At 70.6% G+C, this 17,784-nt stretch carries 16 protein-coding genes; 4 read left to right on the top strand and 12 right to left on the bottom strand.

Annotated features, from left to right (window positions below):
• Positions 1-20: 20 nt before the first annotated feature.
• From tal to pgl, 4 genes are read left to right on the top strand one after another with little or no spacing between them, the layout of a single operon-like run.
• Positions 21-1,139, top strand: coding sequence for a transaldolase (gene tal, locus AC5WAM_RS31425; protein ID WP_366792330.1), 1,119 nt, complete (start codon positions 21-23; stop codon positions 1,137-1,139).
• A gap of 4 nt (positions 1,140-1,143) precedes the next feature.
• Positions 1,144-2,676: a glucose-6-phosphate dehydrogenase gene (gene zwf / locus AC5WAM_RS31420; protein ID WP_138959078.1), complete on the top strand. Its 1,533-nt coding sequence runs from the start codon at positions 1,144-1,146 to the stop codon at positions 2,674-2,676.
• The gene (gene opcA / locus AC5WAM_RS31415; RefSeq protein WP_495519596.1) at positions 2,673-3,731 is read left to right on the top strand and encodes a glucose-6-phosphate dehydrogenase assembly protein OpcA; all 1,059 of its coding nucleotides are present in this window, start codon (positions 2,673-2,675) and stop codon (positions 3,729-3,731) included. Before zwf ends, opcA begins: the two co-directional genes overlap by 4 nt.
• Entirely contained in the window at positions 3,728-4,552 is an 825-nt protein-coding gene (gene pgl, locus AC5WAM_RS31410; RefSeq protein WP_495519595.1) for a 6-phosphogluconolactonase, read from the top strand. Before opcA ends, pgl begins: the two co-directional genes overlap by 4 nt.
• Positions 4,553-4,655: 103 nt before the next feature.
• Here the strand turns inward: pgl and AC5WAM_RS31405 are convergent, their stop codons facing one another.
• The 12 genes from AC5WAM_RS31405 to uvrC form a co-directional block, all read right to left on the bottom strand.
• Positions 4,656-5,096: an MmpS family transport accessory protein gene (locus tag AC5WAM_RS31405; protein ID WP_495519594.1), complete on the bottom strand. Its 441-nt coding sequence runs from the start codon at positions 5,094-5,096 to the stop codon at positions 4,656-4,658.
• Positions 5,097-5,217: 121 nt separating this feature from the next.
• A complete protein-coding gene (pgi, locus tag AC5WAM_RS31400; protein WP_495519593.1) occupies positions 5,218-6,864 on the bottom strand; it encodes a glucose-6-phosphate isomerase in 1,647 nt (548 codons plus the stop codon).
• A gap of 58 nt (positions 6,865-6,922) precedes the next feature.
• Entirely contained in the window at positions 6,923-8,182 is a 1,260-nt protein-coding gene (locus AC5WAM_RS31395) for an MFS transporter (protein WP_495519592.1), read from the bottom strand.
• Positions 8,183-8,358: 176 nt separating this feature from the next.
• Entirely contained in the window at positions 8,359-8,694 is a 336-nt protein-coding gene (locus AC5WAM_RS31390; RefSeq protein WP_003957010.1) for an RNA polymerase-binding protein RbpA, read from the bottom strand.
• 250 nt (positions 8,695-8,944) lie between these two features.
• Positions 8,945-9,175: a preprotein translocase subunit SecG gene (gene secG / locus AC5WAM_RS31385; RefSeq protein ID WP_030687882.1), complete on the bottom strand. Its 231-nt coding sequence runs from the start codon at positions 9,173-9,175 to the stop codon at positions 8,945-8,947.
• Between the two features lie 131 nt (positions 9,176-9,306).
• Entirely contained in the window at positions 9,307-10,083 is a 777-nt protein-coding gene (tpiA, locus tag AC5WAM_RS31380) for a triose-phosphate isomerase (protein WP_366790632.1), read from the bottom strand.
• Between the two features lie 5 nt (positions 10,084-10,088).
• Positions 10,089-11,300: a phosphoglycerate kinase gene (locus tag AC5WAM_RS31375; RefSeq protein WP_366790633.1), complete on the bottom strand. Its 1,212-nt coding sequence runs from the start codon at positions 11,298-11,300 to the stop codon at positions 10,089-10,091.
• 119 nt (positions 11,301-11,419) lie between these two features.
• On the bottom strand, positions 11,420-12,430 hold the full coding sequence (gene gap, locus AC5WAM_RS31370; protein ID WP_172387546.1) for a type I glyceraldehyde-3-phosphate dehydrogenase: 1,011 nt from the start codon (positions 12,428-12,430) through the stop codon (positions 11,420-11,422).
• A 282-nt stretch (positions 12,431-12,712) separates the two neighbouring features.
• A complete protein-coding gene (gene whiA, locus AC5WAM_RS31365) occupies positions 12,713-13,714 on the bottom strand; it encodes a DNA-binding protein WhiA (RefSeq protein WP_138959085.1) in 1,002 nt (333 codons plus the stop codon).
• Complete coding sequence (locus AC5WAM_RS31360; RefSeq protein ID WP_366790634.1) at positions 13,705-14,721, bottom strand: gluconeogenesis factor YvcK family protein; 1,017 nt, start codon at positions 14,719-14,721, stop codon at positions 13,705-13,707. Before AC5WAM_RS31360 ends, whiA begins: the two co-directional genes overlap by 10 nt.
• The gene (gene rapZ, locus AC5WAM_RS31355; protein WP_366790635.1) at positions 14,718-15,653 is read right to left on the bottom strand and encodes an RNase adapter RapZ; all 936 of its coding nucleotides are present in this window, start codon (positions 15,651-15,653) and stop codon (positions 14,718-14,720) included. The genes AC5WAM_RS31360 and rapZ overlap by 4 nt, the downstream gene beginning before the upstream one ends.
• Positions 15,650-17,770: an excinuclease ABC subunit UvrC gene (uvrC, locus tag AC5WAM_RS31350; protein ID WP_366790636.1), complete on the bottom strand. Its 2,121-nt coding sequence runs from the start codon at positions 17,768-17,770 to the stop codon at positions 15,650-15,652. Before uvrC ends, rapZ begins: the two co-directional genes overlap by 4 nt.
• Between the last annotated feature and the right edge of the window lie 14 nt (positions 17,771-17,784).

The following is a 17,784-nucleotide window of genomic DNA, read 5'->3' as shown; positions in this document are numbered from 1 at the left end:
CCAGTAGGAGATGTAATTCCATGACAGACGCACTCAAGCGCCTCTCCGACGAAGGCGTCGCGATCTGGCTGGACGACCTGTCGCGCAAGCGGATCACGTCCGGCAACCTCGCCGAACTGATCGACCAGCAGCACGTCGTGGGCGTCACGACCAACCCGTCGATCTTCCAGAAGGCCATCTCGTCCGGCGACGGCTACGAGCAGCAGCTCGCCGACCTCGCCGCGCGCAAGGTGACCGTCGAGGAAGCGATCCGCATGATCACGACGGCGGACGTCCGTGACGCCGCCGACATCCTGCGCCCGGTCTTCGACGCCACGGGCGGCCAGGACGGCCGGGTGTCGATCGAGGTCGACCCGCGGCTCGCGCACCACACGGCGGCGACGATCGCCGAGGCGAAGCAGCTGGCGTGGCTGGTGGACCGGCCGAACACGCTGATCAAGATCCCCGCGACCAAGGCGGGCCTCCCGGCGATCACCGAGGTCATCGGCCTCGGCATCAGCGTCAACGTGACGCTGATCTTCTCGCTCGAGCGCTACCGCGAGGTCATGGACGCGTATCTGGCGGGCCTGGAGAAGGCCAAGGAGCGCGGCCTGGACCTGGAGAAGATCCACTCGGTGGCGTCCTTCTTCGTGTCCCGCGTGGACACCGAGATCGACAAGCGCATCGACGCCCTCGGCACCGACGAGGCCAAGGCGCAGCGCGGCAAGGCCGCCCTCGCCAACGCCCGGCTCGCCTACGAGGCGTACGAGGAGGTCTTCTCTTCGGACCGCTGGGTCGCGCTCGACAAGGCGCACGCCAACAAGCAGCGTCCGCTGTGGGCGTCGACGGGCGTCAAGGACAAGGCGTACAAGGACACCCTGTACGTCGACGACCTGGTCGCGCCGGGCACGGTGAACACCATGCCGGAGGCGACCCTGGAGGCCACCGCCGACCACGGTCAGATCACCGGCAACACCATCGCCGGGACGTACGACCAGGCGCGCGCGGACATCGCGGCCGTCGAGAAGCTCGGGATCTCCTACGACGAGGTCGTGCAGCTCCTGGAGGACGAGGGCGTCGACAAGTTCGAGGCGTCCTGGAACGACCTGCTCAAGTCGACCGAGGCCGAGCTGAAGCGCCTCACCCCCTCGGAGGGCTGACACCTTGACCGCAGTTCATGGAGCCAATCCGCTTCGTGACGCCGCGGACCGACGGCTCCCGCGCATCGCGGGGCCGTCGGGCCTGGTCATCTTCGGCGTGACGGGCGACCTGTCCCGGAAAAAGCTGATGCCCGCGGTGTACGACCTGGCCAACCGCGGTCTGCTGCCGCCCGGCTTCTCCCTGATCGGCTTCGCCCGCCGTGAGTGGCAGGACGAGGACTTCGCCCAGGAGGTGCACGACGCGGTCAAGGAACACGCGCGCACGCCCTTCCGCGAGGAGGTCTGGCAGCAGCTCATCCAGGGCATGCGCTTCGTCCAGGGCAACTTCGACGACGACGACGCCTTCGAGCAGCTCAAGGCCACCATCGAGGACCTGGACAAGAAGCAGGGCACGGGCGGCAACTTCGCCTTCTACCTGTCGGTCCCCCCGAAGTTCTTCCCGCAGGTCGTCCAGCAGCTCAAGAAGCACGGCCTCGCGGACGCGCCCGAGGGCTCGTGGCGGCGCGCCGTCATCGAGAAGCCCTTCGGCCACGACCTGAAGTCGGCCCAGGAGCTGAACGCGATCGTCCACGAGGTGTTCGCCCCGGACCAGGTGTTCCGGATCGACCACTACCTGGGCAAGGAAACCGTCCAGAACATCCTGGCGCTCCGCTTCGCCAACCAGATGTTCGAGCCGATCTGGAACCGGAGTTACGTCGACCACGTGCAGATCACCATGGCCGAGGACATCGGCATCGGTGGCCGCGCGGGCTACTACGACGGCATCGGCGCCGCCCGTGACGTCATCCAGAACCACCTGCTCCAGCTCATGGCCCTGACCGCCATGGAGGAGCCCGCCTCCTTCGACGCGGACGCGCTTGTCGCCGAGAAGGCCAAGGTGCTCGGCGCCGTACGCCTGCCGAAGGACCTGGGCCGCGACACCGTGCGCGGGCAGTACTCCGCCGGGTGGCAGGGCGGCGAGAAGGCCGTCGGCTACCTCCAGGAAGACGGCATCGACGCGAAGTCGAAGACCGACACGTACGCCGCCGTCAAGCTGTCGGTGGACAACCGCCGCTGGGCGGGCGTCCCGTTCTACCTGCGCACCGGCAAGCGCCTGGGCCGCCGCGTCACCGAGATCGCGGTCGTCTTCCAGCGCGCCCCGCACTCCCCCTTCGACCACACGGCGACGGAGGAGCTCGGCCAGAACGCCATCGTCATCCGCGTCCAGCCGGACGAGGGCATCACGGTCCGCTTCGGCTCCAAGGTGCCCGGCACCTCCATGGAGATCCGGGACGTGTCGATGGACTTCGCGTACGGCGAGTCCTTCACCGAGTCCAGCCCGGAGGCCTACGAACGGCTGATCCTGGACGTCCTGCTCGGCGACGCCAACCTCTTCCCGCGCACCGAGGAGGTCGAGCTGTCCTGGAAGATCCTCGACCCGATCGAGGAGTACTGGGACACGCACGGCAAGCCCGCACAGTACCCGTCCGGTACGTGGGGCCCGGTCGAGGCGGACGAGATGCTTGCACGAGACGGACGGAGCTGGCGCCGGCCATGAAGATCGACCTTACGGACACCACGGCCAGCAAGATCAACAAGGCGCTCGTACAGGGGCGCCGGGCGATCGGCACCCCGGCCGTGGGCATGGTCCTCACCCTCGTCATCGTCACCGACGAGGAGAACGCGTACGACGCCCTGAAGGCGGCGAGCGAGGCCTCGCGCGAGCACCCCTCGCGCACGCTCGTCGTCATCAAGCGCGTCTCGCGTTCGCCCCGGGACCGCACGTCCTCACGCCTGGACGCCGAGGTCCGCGTCGGTGCCGACGCGGGCACCGGCGAAACGGTGGTCCTGCGGCTCTACGGCGACGTCGTCAACCACGCCCAGTCGGTCGTCCTGCCGCTGCTCCTGCCGGACGCCCCGACCGTCGTGTGGTGGCCGGTGAACGCCCCGATCGACCCCGCCCAGGACCCCCTGGGCGCGCTCGCCCAGCGCCGGGTCACCGACACCTACGCCGCCGAGCAGCCCATCCAGGAGCTGACCGCGCGCGCCGAGGCGTACCACCCCGGCGACACCGACCTGTCCTGGACCCGGATCACGCCGTGGCGCTCCATGCTCGCGGCCGCCCTGGACCAGGTCACCTGCGAGGTCACCGCCGCCGAGGTGGAGGGCGAGGAGTTCAACCCGAGCGTCGAGCTGCTCGCGATGTGGCTCGCCGACCGGCTCTCCGTACCGGTCAGGCGCAGCCTGTCCACGGGCCCGGGCCTGACCGGCGTGCGCATGGAGACCAACTGCGGCCCGATCGTGCTCGACCGGGCGGACGGCGCGCTCGCCACGCTCTCCATCCAGGGCCAGCCGGACCGCGCGGTGGCGCTCAAGCGCCGCGAGACCTCCGAGCTGATCGCGGAGGAGCTGCGCCGCCTCGACCCGGACGACACCTACGCGTCGGCGCTGAGGTTCGGCGTCGACCGGCTCGACGAGACGGCGCGGTCGGCCATGGCGGCGGCCCCCCAGGAGCCGGACGCGTCCGGCTCCGCCCCGGCCAAGAAGGCCCCCGGGAGCGGCGGCCGTACGGCGAAGAAGGCGGCCTCCGCCAAGAAGGCGGCCGCGAAGTGACCACCGCACCCCAGCTCGTCGTGCACCGCGACAAGGAGCTGATGGCTCAGGCCGCCGCGGCGCGCCTGATCACGAAGATCGTCGACGCGCAGGCGGCCCGTGGCTACGCCTCCGTGGTCCTCACCGGCGGCCGCAACGGCAACGGACTGCTCGCGGCACTGAGTTCGGCTCCCGCGCGCGACGCCGTGGACTGGTCCCGGCTCGACCTGTGGTGGGGCGACGAGCGCTTCCTGCCGGAGGGCGACCCCGAGCGCAACCACACGCAGGCCCGCGCCGCCCTGCTCGACTCGGTGCCGCTCGACCCGGCGCGGGTGCACCCGATGCCCGCGTCGGACGGCCCGTACGGGGTGGGCGCCGACGGGGACGGCGCGGACGCCGCCGCCGAGGCGTACGCGGCCGAGCTGGCCGCGGCGGCCGGTCCCGAGCACTACCCGTCGGCGGCTTCCGCGGCGGGCGGCCGCGTCCCGGCCTTCGACGTGCTCATGCTGGGCGTCGGCCCGGACACGCACGTGGCGTCGCTCTTCCCCGAGCTGCCCGCGGTCCGCGAGACGGAGCGGATGGTGGTCGGCGTGCACGGCGCGCCGAAGCCGCCGCCCACCCGGATCTCGCTGACCCTGCCCGCGATCCGCTGCGCCCGCGAGGTCTGGCTGCTCGCGGCGGGCGAGGACAAGGCGAAGGCGGCGGCGATCGCCCTGTCCGGGGCGGGCGAGGTCCAGGCCCCCGCGGCGGGCGCGTACGGCCGCTCCCGCACCCTGTGGCTCCTGGACGCGGCGGCGGCTTCCCAGCTCCCCCGGGACCTGTACCCGCCGGCGTCGCCCTGAGCGCACGCACGGCTCGGTACGGGGACGCCGCCGGGCCCCGGTCCTCTTGCGGACCGGGGCCCGGCGGCGTTCCGCTTTCAGCGGCCGTCGCTGGTGGCGGAGTTCAGAAGCCGTCGCAGGTGGCCGAGGCGAAGGGGCCGCTGGCCCTGGCGGTGTGGGTGCTGCCGTCGACGGTGACCTCGCAGCGGAGGGTGCCGCCGGAGGCTCCCAGGGTGGCGACGAGCGTCCCGCCCTTGACGAAGCCCTTCGTCTCCTCCGTCTTGCGCCAGGGCAGGTCCACGCCGCTGACCTGGTTCTGGGAGAGGTCTCCGTCGCGGTAGACGGAGTAGGTGACCGTCACGTCCTTGGCGTCGCCCGTCACCTCGTAGCGGACGGTGACCTCACGTTTCGACTCCTTGTCGACCTCATGCACGACTCCCACGAACAGCGCCGCGCAGCCACCGGCAAGGAGCAGGGCGAGCACGAGGAGCAACCAGGGCCACTTCCGGCGCTTCTTCCGCTGCGGCGGCGGTACGGGGGCGGACCAGCCCTGCTGTTGCGTCATGCCCCCATGCTTCAGCGGGGGCCAGGACCCCGCAGTCCGGAGGGGGAGCCGGGTCGGCCATGCGGGTGAACGCGGGCGGGCCCGGCCCGGCGGACGGGGGCGCCGGGCCGGGCCGTCGGGCTCAACGCCCGCGCAGTTCGCGGTACTTCGCGACCAGTGCCTTCGTGGACGGGTCGAGACCGGGCACGTCCGCGCCCTCGCTCAGGGCGGGCTCGACCCGCTTGGCAAGGACCTTGCCCAGCTCCACACCCCACTGATCGAAGGAATCGATGTTCCACACCGCACCCTGGACGAACACCTTGTGCTCATACAGCGCGATCAGCTGACCGAGCACCGACGGCGTCAGCTCCCGCGCCAAAACCGTCGTCGTGGGATGGTTGCCCCGGAACGTCTTGTGCGCCACCAGCTCCTGCGGCACCCCCTCGGCCCGCACCTCCTCAGGCGTCTTGCCGAAGGCCAGCGCCTGCGTCTGCGCGAAGAAGTTGGCCATCAGCAGATCATGCTGACCCCCCAGCACACCCAGCTCCTCAACGGGCCGCGCGAAACCGATGAAGTCCGCCGGAATGAGCTTCGTACCCTGATGGATCAACTGGTAGTACGCATGCTGGCCATTGGTCCCCGGCGTGCCCCACACCACCGGACCGGTCTGCCACTGCACCGGATTGCCCTCCCGGTCCACGGACTTGCCGTTGGACTCCATGTCCAGCTGCTGCAGATACGCCGTGAACTTCGACAGGTAATGCGCATACGGCAGCACCGCATGCGCCTGCGCGTCATGGAAGTTGCCGTACCAGACACCCAGCAGCCCCAGCAGCAACGGCACATTCGCCTCCGCAGGCGCCGTACGGAAGTGCTCATCCACCAGCCGGAAACCGTCCAGCATCTCCCGGAAGGCATCCGGACCGATCGCGATCATCAACGACAGACCGATCGCCGAATCGAAGGAGTACCGACCCCCCACCCAGTCCCAGAACTCGAACATGTTCGCCGTGTCGATACCGAAGTCCGCCACCTTCTCGGCATTCGTCGACAGCGCCACGAAATGCCGGGCCACGGCCGCCTCGTCACCGAGGGACTCAAGAAGCCAGGAGCGGGCGGCCCGGGCGTTGGTGATCGTCTCGATCGTGGTGAACGTCTTGGACGCGATGACGAACAGCGTCTCCGCCGCATCCAGATCCCGCACGGCCTCATGCAGATCGGCACCGTCCACGTTCGACACGAAGCGGAACGTCAGATCACGCGCGGTATAGGGCCGCAGGGCCTCATAGGCCATCGCCGGGCCGAGATCGGAGCCCCCGATACCGACATTGACCACGTTCTTGATGCGCTTGCCCGTGTGGCCCCTCCACTCACCCGAACGGACCCGCCCCGCGAACGCCCCCATCTTCTCCAGCACCGCGTGCACACCCGGCACCACGTTCTCACCATCGACCTCCACCACGGCACCCGCCGGCGCACGCAACGCGGTGTGCAGCACCGCCCGGCCCTCCGTCGAATTGATCTTCTCGCCCCGGAACATGGCGTCCCGCAGTCCGAACACGTCCGTCGCCACGGCGAGGTCCCGCAGGAGCGCGAGGGTCTCGTCGGTCACCAGGTGCTTGGAGTAGTCGATGTGCAGGTCGCCGACCTGGGCCGTGTAGCGCTCGGCGCGGCCGGGGTCGGCGTCGAACAGCTCCCGCAGCTGCACCTCCCCCAGTTCCTCCCGGTGCTTGACCAGGGCCGTCCACTCGGCCGTCTGGTGGAGCCTGGTGCGGCCAACTGCGTTCATCTGTACTTCCGCCCTCTCTCGTACAACGTGCGTGCCTACGCCCCACTGCGCTCCCAACCTAGTTGATCAGCGTGGGGCGCGAGGTGTCCGTCGGCTTGAGCGCGGGGGTGAGCACGACGACCGAGAGCGCGAACAGGACGGCCGCCAGCAGCATCGGCGTGTTGGGCCCCCGGAGCGCGGCCACGGCCCCGCCGAGCATCGCCCCGAGCGGCGCCCCCGCGACGCCCAGGGTCCGGAACGCCGCGCTGATGCGCCCCAGGGCGGCGGCGGGCGCGCGCTCCTGCATCAGGGTGTGGGTACTGACGTTCCACACCATCCCCATGGCGCCGAACAGGGTCATGCTCGCGGTCAGGGCCGTGATGTCGCGGACCGTGCCCATGACCACGAGCGCGGCGATCTGGGCCGCCCCGGCGGCGAGCACGGCGCGCACCCGCCCGAGGCGCCGGGCGAGGCGTCCGGCGAGCGCCCCGCCCACCAGGCTCCCGGCCGCGTACGCGGTCATGGCCGCCGCGTATCCGCCGCTGCCCGCGTGCAGCCAGTCGGTGACGAGGACGACGAGGGTGGCGAGGAGCGCACCTATGCCGACGTTGCCCACCGCGGTGGCCGCGCACAGGCCCCGCAGCACCCGGTCCCGCCCCAGGACCCGCAGCCCGTGCGCGATGTCGGACCGCAGGGTGGCCGGGGCGGGCCCGGGCGGATGCCCGGGCGCGGGCACCCGCAGGGAGGCCACGAGCGCGGCCGCGACCAGATAGGTCACCGCGTCGGCCGCGTACGGGAGGCCGGGGCCCGCGGCGATCAGGAAGGGCACCGCGGGCGCGGCGAGGAGGCCCCCGGCGAGCTGCTGTCCGGTCAGCAGCCGGGCATTGGCGCTGCCCAGGGCCGCGCGGTCCACGAGGGCGGGCAGCAGGGCCGTGGCCGCGTTGTCGAACAGGGTCTGGAGCGTGGTGAGGACCAGGGCGAGCGCGATCAGCAGGCCGATGGAGGCGTGGCCGAGCGCCACGGCGAGGGCGAAGGCCCCGACGAGCACGCCGCGCGCCACGTCCACCCGCCACATGGCGCGCCGCTGGTCCACCCGGTCGGCGACGGCGCCGCCGAGCAGCCCGAAGGCGAGCCACGGCAGATAGCCGCAGGCGGTCACGGAGGCTATGAGCAGCGGGTCGTCGGTGAGCGACGCGGCGAGCAGCGGCAGCGCCGCCTTGCGCAGCGAGTCACCGAAGCTGGAGAGCACGGCGGCGCTCCACAGCCTGCCGAATCCCCCGCGCCAGGCGAGGCTCCGCGCGCCGTCGACACCGGCCCGCGCGGTCTCCGCAGCCGTCACAACTCCCCCTGTCCGCCGCGTGGTTCACGATCACCCACCACGGTAGGGGGCACCACTGACAACCGCCGGAAGAGACCGCGCTGACCTGCGCGTTCGAGGCGGACGGGAGGGTGCGGCGAGGCGACGCCGAAACGGATCCGGCCGGGCACCTCGGGTGCCCGGCCGGTTCTCAACTTCTAGATCTCGCCCCGCAGTTTGGCCAGCGCCTCGGCGAGGATGGCCTCGCCGTCCGCGTCGCTGCGCCGCTCGCGCACATACGCGAGGTGGGTCTTGTACGGCTCGGTGCGCGGCGGGTCCGGGGGGTTGTCCCGGTCCTGACCTGCCGGAAAGCCGCAGCGGGGGCAGTCCCATGTGTCGGGGACCTGCGCGTCGCTGGCGAAGCTCGGCTGCGTCTCGTGCCCGTTGGAGCACCAGAAGGAGATGCGCAGTCGCGGCGCGGACTCACCGCGCTCGGCCTCGCCCATCGGCCCCGCCCCGACCCGACTGCCTCGGATCGCGTTGCCACTTGCCACGGTCGTAACTCCCTGCGTGATGGTGCTGCCTGTTCGAACGGCGGCTGCGCCGCGGGGTCGACTGCCGGCTCCGCTGCGGGCGCCTCAGTCTACGTAAGGCCCAACGCGCGTCCAGTGTTGGGAGTTACACCCCACCCCGACACGCAAGCCCCATGATAAGCCGCGCGCGCGGGCGCGTACGGAACATGGGGCTATGAGCGGGACTTCAGGGCGTGGCCGCCTCGGCGTGGCAAGCGGCCGGTGCCTGTTGTCAGTTGTTGACCTTCATCAGGATGCCAAGCACGACAATGCTGGCGAACCAGAGCAGACCGACCACGACGGTGATGCGGTCCAGGTTGCGCTCGGCGACCGAGGAGCCGCCAACCGACGACTGCATTCCGCCACCGAACATGTCGGAAAGGCCGCCGCCCTTGCCCTTGTGCATCAGCACCAGCAGCATCAGCAGCGCGCTGAAGACGATCAGGGCGATCGAGAACCCCATAACCACGGCTGGACCAACTTCCTCGGATCTGAATCGACGACGGGGGCCGAAGCTTACTCCGCGAGCGTTTCCCGCTCACATTTCAAGCCCCGACCCCCGCAAGGGTACGTCGTAACGGCGTTAGCGCATACTCACTGCTCGGTGAAGCGAACGATCTTGACGAACTCGTCCGTGTCCAGGCTCGCGCCGCCCACCAGGGCGCCGTCGATGTCGGGCTTCGCCATGATCTCCGCGACGTTGCCGGACTTCACGGAGCCGCCGTACTGGATGCGGACCTGGTCGGCGAGCTCCTGCGTGTACAGCTCGGCGAGCTTGCCGCGGATCGCCGCGCAGACCGCCTGCGCGTCGTCGGCGCCGCAGACCTTGCCGGTGCCGATGGCCCAGACGGGCTCGTACGCGATCACGATCGACTCGGCCTGCTCGGCCGGGACGTCCTTGAGGCCGCCCTCGACCTGGGCGAGGGTGTGCGCGACGGCGTTGCCCGCCTCACGGACCTCCAGCTCCTCGCCGACGCACAGGATCGGCGTGATGCCGTGCTTGAAGGCCGCCTTCACCTTGGCGTTGCAGATCTCGTCGGTCTCGTTGTGGTACTGGCGGCGCTCGGAGTGGCCGACGGCCACGTACGTGCACTTCAGCTTCGAGAGCATCGGGCCCGAGATCTCACCGGTGTAGGCGCCGGAGTCGTACGCCGAGATGTCCTGGGCGCCGTACTTGATCTTGAGCTTGTCGCCGTCGACCAGGGTCTGCACGGAGCGCAGATCGGTGAAGGGCGGCAGGACGGCGACCTCGACGGTCTCGTAGTCCTTGTCGGCGAGCGCGAACGCGAGCTTCTGGACGTGCGCGATGGCCTCGAGGTGGTTGAGGTTCATCTTCCAGTTGCCCGCCATCAGCGGCGTGCGCGTGCTCATTAAGGTCAGTCCTCCAGTGCGGCGAGGCCGGGGAGCGTCTTGCCCTCGAGATATTCGAGGGAGGCGCCGCCGCCGGTCGAAATGTGGCCGAATGCGTTTTCGTCGAAGCCCAGGTTACGGACGGCCGCGGCGGAGTCGCCGCCGCCCACCACGGTGAAGCCGTCGCAGTTGAGCAGGGCCCGGGCGACGGCGGCGGTGCCACCGGCGTAGTCGGGGTGCTCGGCGACGCCCACCGGCCCGTTCCAGAAGACCGTCTCGGCGTCGGCGATCTTCGCGGCGAACAGCTCGCGGGTCTTGGGGCCGATGTCCAGGCCCTCCATGGTCGCCGGGATGCTGTCGGCGTCGACCGTCTCGAAGTCGGCCGGGGCCTTGGTCTTCAGGTCGGGGAAGTCGGTGGAGACCAGGACGTCCACGGGGAGCACCAGCTCGACGCCGTTCTTCTCGGCGCGCTCCATGTACTCGGTGACGACCGGGATCTGGTCCTCCTGAAGGAGGGAGATCCCGACCTCGTGGCCCTTGGCCTTGAGGAAGGTGTACGCCATGCCGCCGCCGATCAGGAGGCGGTCGGCCTTGCCGAGCAGCTCGTCGATGACGGCGAGCTTGTCGGAGACCTTGGCGCCGCCGAGGATGACGGTGTAGGGGCGCTGGACGTCCTCGGTGAGCTTCTTCAGGACACCGACCTCGGTGGCGATCAGATAGCCCGCGTAGTGCGGCAGCTTGCCCGGCAGGTCGAAGACCGAGGCGTGCTTGCGGTGCACGGCACCGAAGCCGTCGCCCACGTACACGTCGGCGAGCTCGGCGAGCTGCGCCGCGAAGGCGCCGCGCTCGGCGTCGTCCTTGCTGGTCTCGCCCGCGTTGAAGCGCAGGTTCTCCACGACGGCGACCTGGCCGTCGGCCAGGCCCGCGACGGCGGCCTTGGCGGAGTCGCCGACCGTGTCGGTGGCGAACCGCACGTCCGTGCCCAGGAGTTCACCGAGACGGGTGGCGGCCGGGGCGAGCGAGAAGGCGGGGTCCGGGGCGCCCTTGGGGCGGCCCAGGTGCGAGGCGACGACCACTCGGGCGCCCGCGTCGGCGAGGGCCTTGACGGTGGGCAGGACGGCGCGGATGCGGCCGTCGTCGGTGATCGTGGTGCCGTCGAGGGGCACGTTCAGGTCCGCGCGGACGAAGACCCGCTTGCCCGCGACACCGCCGGCGAGCAGTTCATCGATCGTCTTCATAGAGAGGGACTCCTTGAGAGGGGCTGCGGAGAGGGCTTTGACATGCTGCAGGGTCCGGACGTTAACGGTCCGGACCCTGCTGCTCACATCTGGGTGCCTGCTCTAAGCGCGCGAGCGCCTCAGAGCTGACCGCCGACGAAGACCGTGAGGTCCACGAGGCGGTTGGAGTAGCCCCACTCGTTGTCGTACCAGCCGAGGATCTTCACCGAGTTGCCCTCCTGGACCATGGTCAGGGAGGAGTCGAAGGTGCAGGAGGCCGGGTCGCTGACGATGTCCGAGGACACGATCGGGTCCTCGGTGTAGAACAGGATGCCCTTGAGGTCGCCGTCGTCGGCGGCCTTCTTGAACGCGGCGTTGACCTCGTCCTTGGTGACCTCGCGCTGCAGCGTCACGACCAGGTCGGTGGCCGAGCCGGTCGGGACCGGGACGCGCATGGCGATGCCGTCCAGCTTGCCCTTGAGCTGCGGGAGGACCAGGGCGGTGGCCTTGGCGGCACCGGTCGTGGTCGGGATGATGTTCTCCGCGGCGGCGCGGGCGCGGCGCAGGTCGGAGTGCGGGAAGTCCAGGATGCGCTGGTCGTTGGTGTACGCGTGGACCGTCGTCATCAGACCCTTGACGATGCCGAAGTTCTCGTCGAGGACCTTGGCCATCGGCGCCACACAGTTGGTGGTGCAGGAGGCGTTGGAGATGACGTGGTGGTTGGCCGCGTCGTACTTGTCCTGGTTGACGCCCATCACGATGGTGATGTCCTCGTCCTTGGCCGGAGCCGAGATGAGGACCTTCTTCGCGCCACCGGCGATGTGCTTCTCGGCGTCGGCCTTCTTGGTGAAGATGCCGGTCGACTCGATGACGATGTCGACGCCCAGCTCGCCCCACGGGATGTCGGCGGGGTTGCGCTCGGACAGCACCTTGATGGTGTGGCCGTCGACGGTGATGGTGTCCTCGGTGTGGGACACCTCGGCCTTGAGGCGGCCGAGGATGGTGTCGTACTTCAGCAGGTGTGCGGTGGTCGCGGTGTCACCCAGGTCGTTGACAGCCACGATCTCGATGTCCGCACCCTGCTCAAGGAGCGCGCGGAAGTAGTTACGACCGATGCGGCCAAAGCCGTTGATGCCTACGCGGATCGTCACGAACCGATCTCCTCGTTGGTACGCCGGTCTGAGACGCCGGCGAGATGTATTGGGATGTCCCCGACCGCCTCCGACCCTACCTCTCCGAAGGCCTCCGGGTGACATCGAGAACCCCCCTCGAAGGCAATACCGTCCGGTAGTGAGAAGCACCACGCTCACCATGGCGCTCACCCGTTTCACCCCTTGCACGGGTGAGCGCAAATTCCGCGATTCGGACGCTGCCGGAGGGCCCGGCGGGGCCCGGCGCGGCCCTCCGCCGGGCCGCGCCGTCAGGCCTCCGCGTCAGACCGCGAGGTTGTCCGCCATCTCCTCGGCGAGGTCCTCGGTCAGATTGGACTCCGTGCCGGGGATGCCCAGGTCCTGGGCCCGCTTGTCGGCCATCGCGAGCAGGCGGCGGATGCGTCCCGCGACCGCGTCCTTGGTCAGCGGCGGGTCGGCGAGGGCGCCCAGCTCCTCCAGGGAGGCCTGCTTGTGCTCCATGCGCAGCCGGCCCGCGGCCGCGAGGTGCTCGGGGACCTCCTCGCCGAGGATCTCCAGGGCGCGCTGCACCCGGGCGCCCGCGGCGACGGCGGCGCGGGCCGAGCGGCGCAGATTGGCGTCGTCGAAGTTGGCGAGGCGGTTGGCGGTGGCGCGCACCTCGCGCCGCATCCGTCGCTCCTCCCAGGCGAGCACGGACTCGTGGGCGCCCAGGCGCGTCAGCAGGGCGCCGATCGCGTCCCCGTCACGGACGACCACGCGGTCCACGCCGCGCACCTCACGGGCCTTCGCGGCGATCTGCAGCCGCCGGGCGGCGCCGACCAGGGCGAGGGCGGCCTCCGGACCCGGGCACGTCACCTCCAGGGAGGACGAGCGGCCGGGCTCGGTCAGCGAGCCGTGGGCGAGGAAGGCCCCGCGCCAGGCGGCCTCGGCGTCGCAGGTGGCCCCCGAGACCACCTGCGGCGGCAGGCCGCGGATGGGACGGCCGCGGCCGTCCACCAGACCGGTCTGGCGGGCCAGCTGGTCACCGCCCGCGACCACGCGGACCACGTACCGCGAGCCGCGGCGCAGGCCGCCGGGGGCCATCACGATCAGCTCGGAGCCGTGCCCGAAGATCTCCAGGATGTCCCGCTTGAGCCGGCGCGCCGCCATCGCCGTGTCCAGCTCCGCCTCGATCACGATGCGGCCGCTGACCAGGTGCAGCCCGCCCGCGAACCGCAGGATCGCCGAGACCTCCGCCTTCCTGCAGCAGGTCCGGGTGACGGGAAGCCGGGAGATCTCGTCCTTCACCGCTGCCGTCATCGCCATGGGCCGATCCTTCCATGCATCCGAAAAATACGGTCGTACGCGGCGGCAAGCAGCTCCGGGTCGTGCTTGGGGCTGCCGTCCTCGCGGGCCACCGGCGCCAGCTCCACCGTGGCACCGAACCGCTTGGCGGCATCGGTCAGGGACCCACGGTCGGGCACGGCGGCCTCGTCGGCCAGCACCACGTCCAGGGCGAGTTTAGGGGCGTGTCGGGCCAAAACCTCCAAATGACGCTGCGGAGAGAAGCCTTCGGTTTCTCCGGGCTGCGGTGCGAGGTTGAGCGACAGGACCCGGCGGGCCTTCGTCTCCGTGAGCGCGTCGAGCAGCTCGGGCACGAGCAGGTGCGGGATCACGGAGGAGAACCAGGAGCCGGGCCCGAGGACCACCCAGTCGGCGTCCAGAACGGCGGCGACCGCCTCCGGGACGGCGGGCGGGGCCTGCGGGACCAGGTGCACGGACTGCACCTCGCCGGGGGTGAGCGCCACGGTGGCCTGGCCGCGCACGGTGTCCACGTCGTCCGGGCGCCCCGGGTCGTGGCCCTTGACCAGGGCTTCCAGCTCCAGGGGCACGGCGGACATGGGCAGCACGCGCCCCTGTGCGCCGAGCAGCTTGCCGACCAGGTCGAGCGCCTGGACGTGGTCGCCGAGCTGCTCCCACAGGGCGACGATCAGTACGTTCCCGACCGCGTGCTCGTGCAGGTCGCCGCGGGACTGGAAGCGGTGCTGGATGACGCGGGCCCAGGTCTGGCCCCAGTCGTCGTCGCCGCAGAGCGCGGCGAGCGCCTTGCGCAGGTCGCCGGGCGGCAGCACGCCGAGCTCCTGGCGCAGGCGGCCGCTGGAACCGCCGTCGTCGGCGACGGTGACGACGGCGGTGAGGTCCCCGGTGATGCGGCGCAGGGCGGCGAGCGAGGCGGACAGGCCCATGCCGCCGCCGAGGGCGACGACCTTGGGCTGGGCGCCCCGCTTGCGGCCCATGCGGTTCAGGCGGAGCACCCGGCGGTTGGGCTTCATTCGCGCCCCATGTCCCGGTGGACGATGACCGTTTCGATGCCGGCGGAGGACAGGCTCGCGGCGAGCCTCTCGGAGGTGGCGACGGAGCGGTGCTTTCCGCCCGTACAGCCCACGGCGATGGTCACGTACCGCTTGCCCTCGCGGCGGTAGCCCGCGGCGATCAGCTGGAGCAGCTCGGTGTAGCGGTCGAGGAACTCCTTGGCGCCCGGCTGGTTGAAGACGTACGCCGACACCTCTTCGTTGAGACCGGTGTAGGGGCGCAGCTCCGGGACCCAGTGCGGGTTGGGCAGGAAGCGCATGTCGACCACGAGGTCCGCGTCGACCGGCAGGCCGTACTTGAAGCCGAAGGACATGACCGTGGCCCGCAGCTCGGGCTCCTCGTCGCCCGCGAACTGGGCGTCCATCTTGGCGCGCAGCTCGTGCACGTTCAGGCTGGAGGTGTCGATGACCAGGTCGGCGTCGCCGCGCAGCTCCCGCAGGAGCTCGCGCTCGGCGGCGATGCCGTCGACGATGCGGCCGTCGCCCTGCAGCGGGTGCGGGCGGCGGACGGACTCGAAGCGGCGCACCAGGGCGTCGTCCGAGGACTCCAGGAAGACGATGCGCCGGGTGACGTGCTTGGACTCCAAGTCCGCGAGGGACTCGCGGAGGTTGTCGAAGAAGCGGCGGCCGCGCACGTCGACGACGACCGCGATGCGGGCGACGTTGCCCTGCGAGCGGGCGCCCAGCTCGACCATGGTGGGGATCAGTGCGGGCGGCAGGTTGTCCACGACGAACCAGCCGAGGTCCTCCAGGCACTTGGCGGCCGTGCTGCGGCCCGCGCCGGACATGCCGGAGATGATCACCAGCTCCGGGATGGCCGCTTCGGCGGCCTCGCCCGGCTCGATGGTCGTGCCCGTACTCACCTGGGTACCGCCTTCGTCGTGCTCGCTCATGTCTCCATCCCCCGTCGTCGTTCCGGGGCGCCCACGGGTGTGGCCGTCCCGCCTTCGTTCGGGGCCGCGGTCGGTGTGGCCCCCTTGCCGTGCGGCGGGTCGTCCGCCGGGGCGGGCTCCTCGCCTGTATGCGAGTCTCCCGTCCCCACGGGGTCCTCGTCCTCCATGATCTCTCCTGTGGCGGTGTTCACGGCGGGGGGTGCCGGGGCCGCCTGGGCGAAGGCCGCGAGGACGGCCTCCGCCGTCTTGCGGCCGACGCCGGGAACCTCGCAGATCTGGTCGATGGTGGCGGACCTGAGCCGCTTCAGCGAGCCGAAGTGCTTGATCAGTATCTGCTTCCTGGACTCGCCGAGGCCGGGCACGTCGTCCAGCGGGCTCGCTTTGAAGCGCTTGGTCCGCTTGGTCCGCTGATACGAGATCGCGAAACGGTGCGCCTCGTCTCGTACGCGCTGGAGCAGATAGAGGCCCTCGCTGGTGCGCGGCAGGACCACGGGGTCGTCCTCGCCGGGCACCCAGACCTCTTCGAGGCGCTTGGCGAGGCCGCAGACCGCGATGTCGTCGATGCCCAGCTCGTCCAGGGCCCGCTGGGCGGCGGCGACCTGCGGCTGGCCGCCGTCCACGACGACGAGCTGCGGCGGATACGCGAACCTCTTGGGGCGGCCGTCGTCCTCGGTGAGGCCCTCCTGGGCCTCCTCCGGGCTCCACTCCCCCGTCTTCTCCTTCTCGACGAGGTAGCGCCGGAAGCGCCGCGTGATCACTTCGTGCATGGACCGGACGTCGTCCTGTCCTTCGAAGCCCTTGATCTGGAAGCGGCGGTACTCGCTCTTGCGGGCGAGGCCGTCCTCGAAGACGACCATGGAGGCGACCACGTCGTCGCCCTGGAGGTGCGAGATGTCGTAGCACTCGATGCGCAGGGGCGCGCTGTCGAGCTCCAGGGCCGCGGCGATCTCCTCCAGGGCCCGGGAGCGGGTGGTGAGGTCGGAGGCGCGCTTGGTCTTGTGCAGGACGAGCGACTGCTGGGCGTTGCGCGCGACGGTCTCCATGAGGGCCTTCTTGTCGCCGCGCTGCGGGATGCGCAGCGACACGTTCGACCCGCGGCGCTGGGTGAGCCACTCCTGGACGGGCTCCACGGGGTCGGGCAGCGCGGGGACGAGCACCTCCTTGGGCACGGAGTCGCCGCGCTCCTCGCCGTAGAGCTGCTGGAGCGCGTGCTCGACGAGGTCGGCGGTGGTGACGGCCTCGACCTTGTCGGTGACCCAGCCGCGCTGGCCGCGCACGCGTCCGCCGCGCACGTGGAAGATCTGGACGGCGGCCTCCAGCTCGTCCTCGGCGACGGCGATCAGGTCGGCGTCGGTGGCGTCGGCGAGGACGACCGCGCTCTTCTCCATCGCCTTCCTGAGGGCGTCTATGTCGTCGCGCAGGCGGGCCGCCCGCTCGTACTCCATCTCTTCGGCCGCGTCCGTCATCTGACGCTCCAGGCGCCGGATGTACGTGCCCGTGCGGCCGGTCATGAACTCGCAGAAGTCCTCGGCCAGTTCCCGGTGGTCCTCGGCAGAGATCCGGTCCACGCAGGGCGCGGAGCACTTGCCGATGTAGCCGAGCAGGCAGGGACGGCCGGTGCGGGCCGCGTTCTTGAACACGCCCGCCGAGCACGTCCGCACGGGGAAGACACGGAGCAGCAGGTCCACGGTGTCGCGGATGGCCCAGGCGTGGCCGTACGGACCGAAGTAGCGCACGCCCTTCTTCTTCTGACCGCGCATCACCTGCACGCGCGGGAACTCCTCGTTCATCGTCACCGCGAGGTAGGGATAGCTCTTGTCGTCGCGGTACTTGACGTTGAAACGCGGGTCGTACTCCTTGATCCAGGTGTACTCCAGCTGCAGCGCGGCGGTCTCCGTGGCGACGACGGTCCACTCCACGGAGGCGGCGGTCGTCACCATGGTGGCCGTGCGCGGGTGCAGGTTCGCCAGGTCCTGGAAGTAGCTGGCGAGGCGCTGGCGCAGGCTCTTGGCCTTCCCGACGTAGATCACACGGCGGTGCTCGTCACGGAACCTGTAGACCCCGGGCGAGTCGGGGATCTGTCCCGGCTTGGGGCGGTAGCTGGAAGGGTCGGCCATGTCGGACAGCCTAC

Source organism: Streptomyces sp. JLYT201, assembly GCF_059448825.1.
Note: the sequence above shows the minus strand (reverse complement) of the source record. Positions and strands in the feature narration are given on the sequence as shown.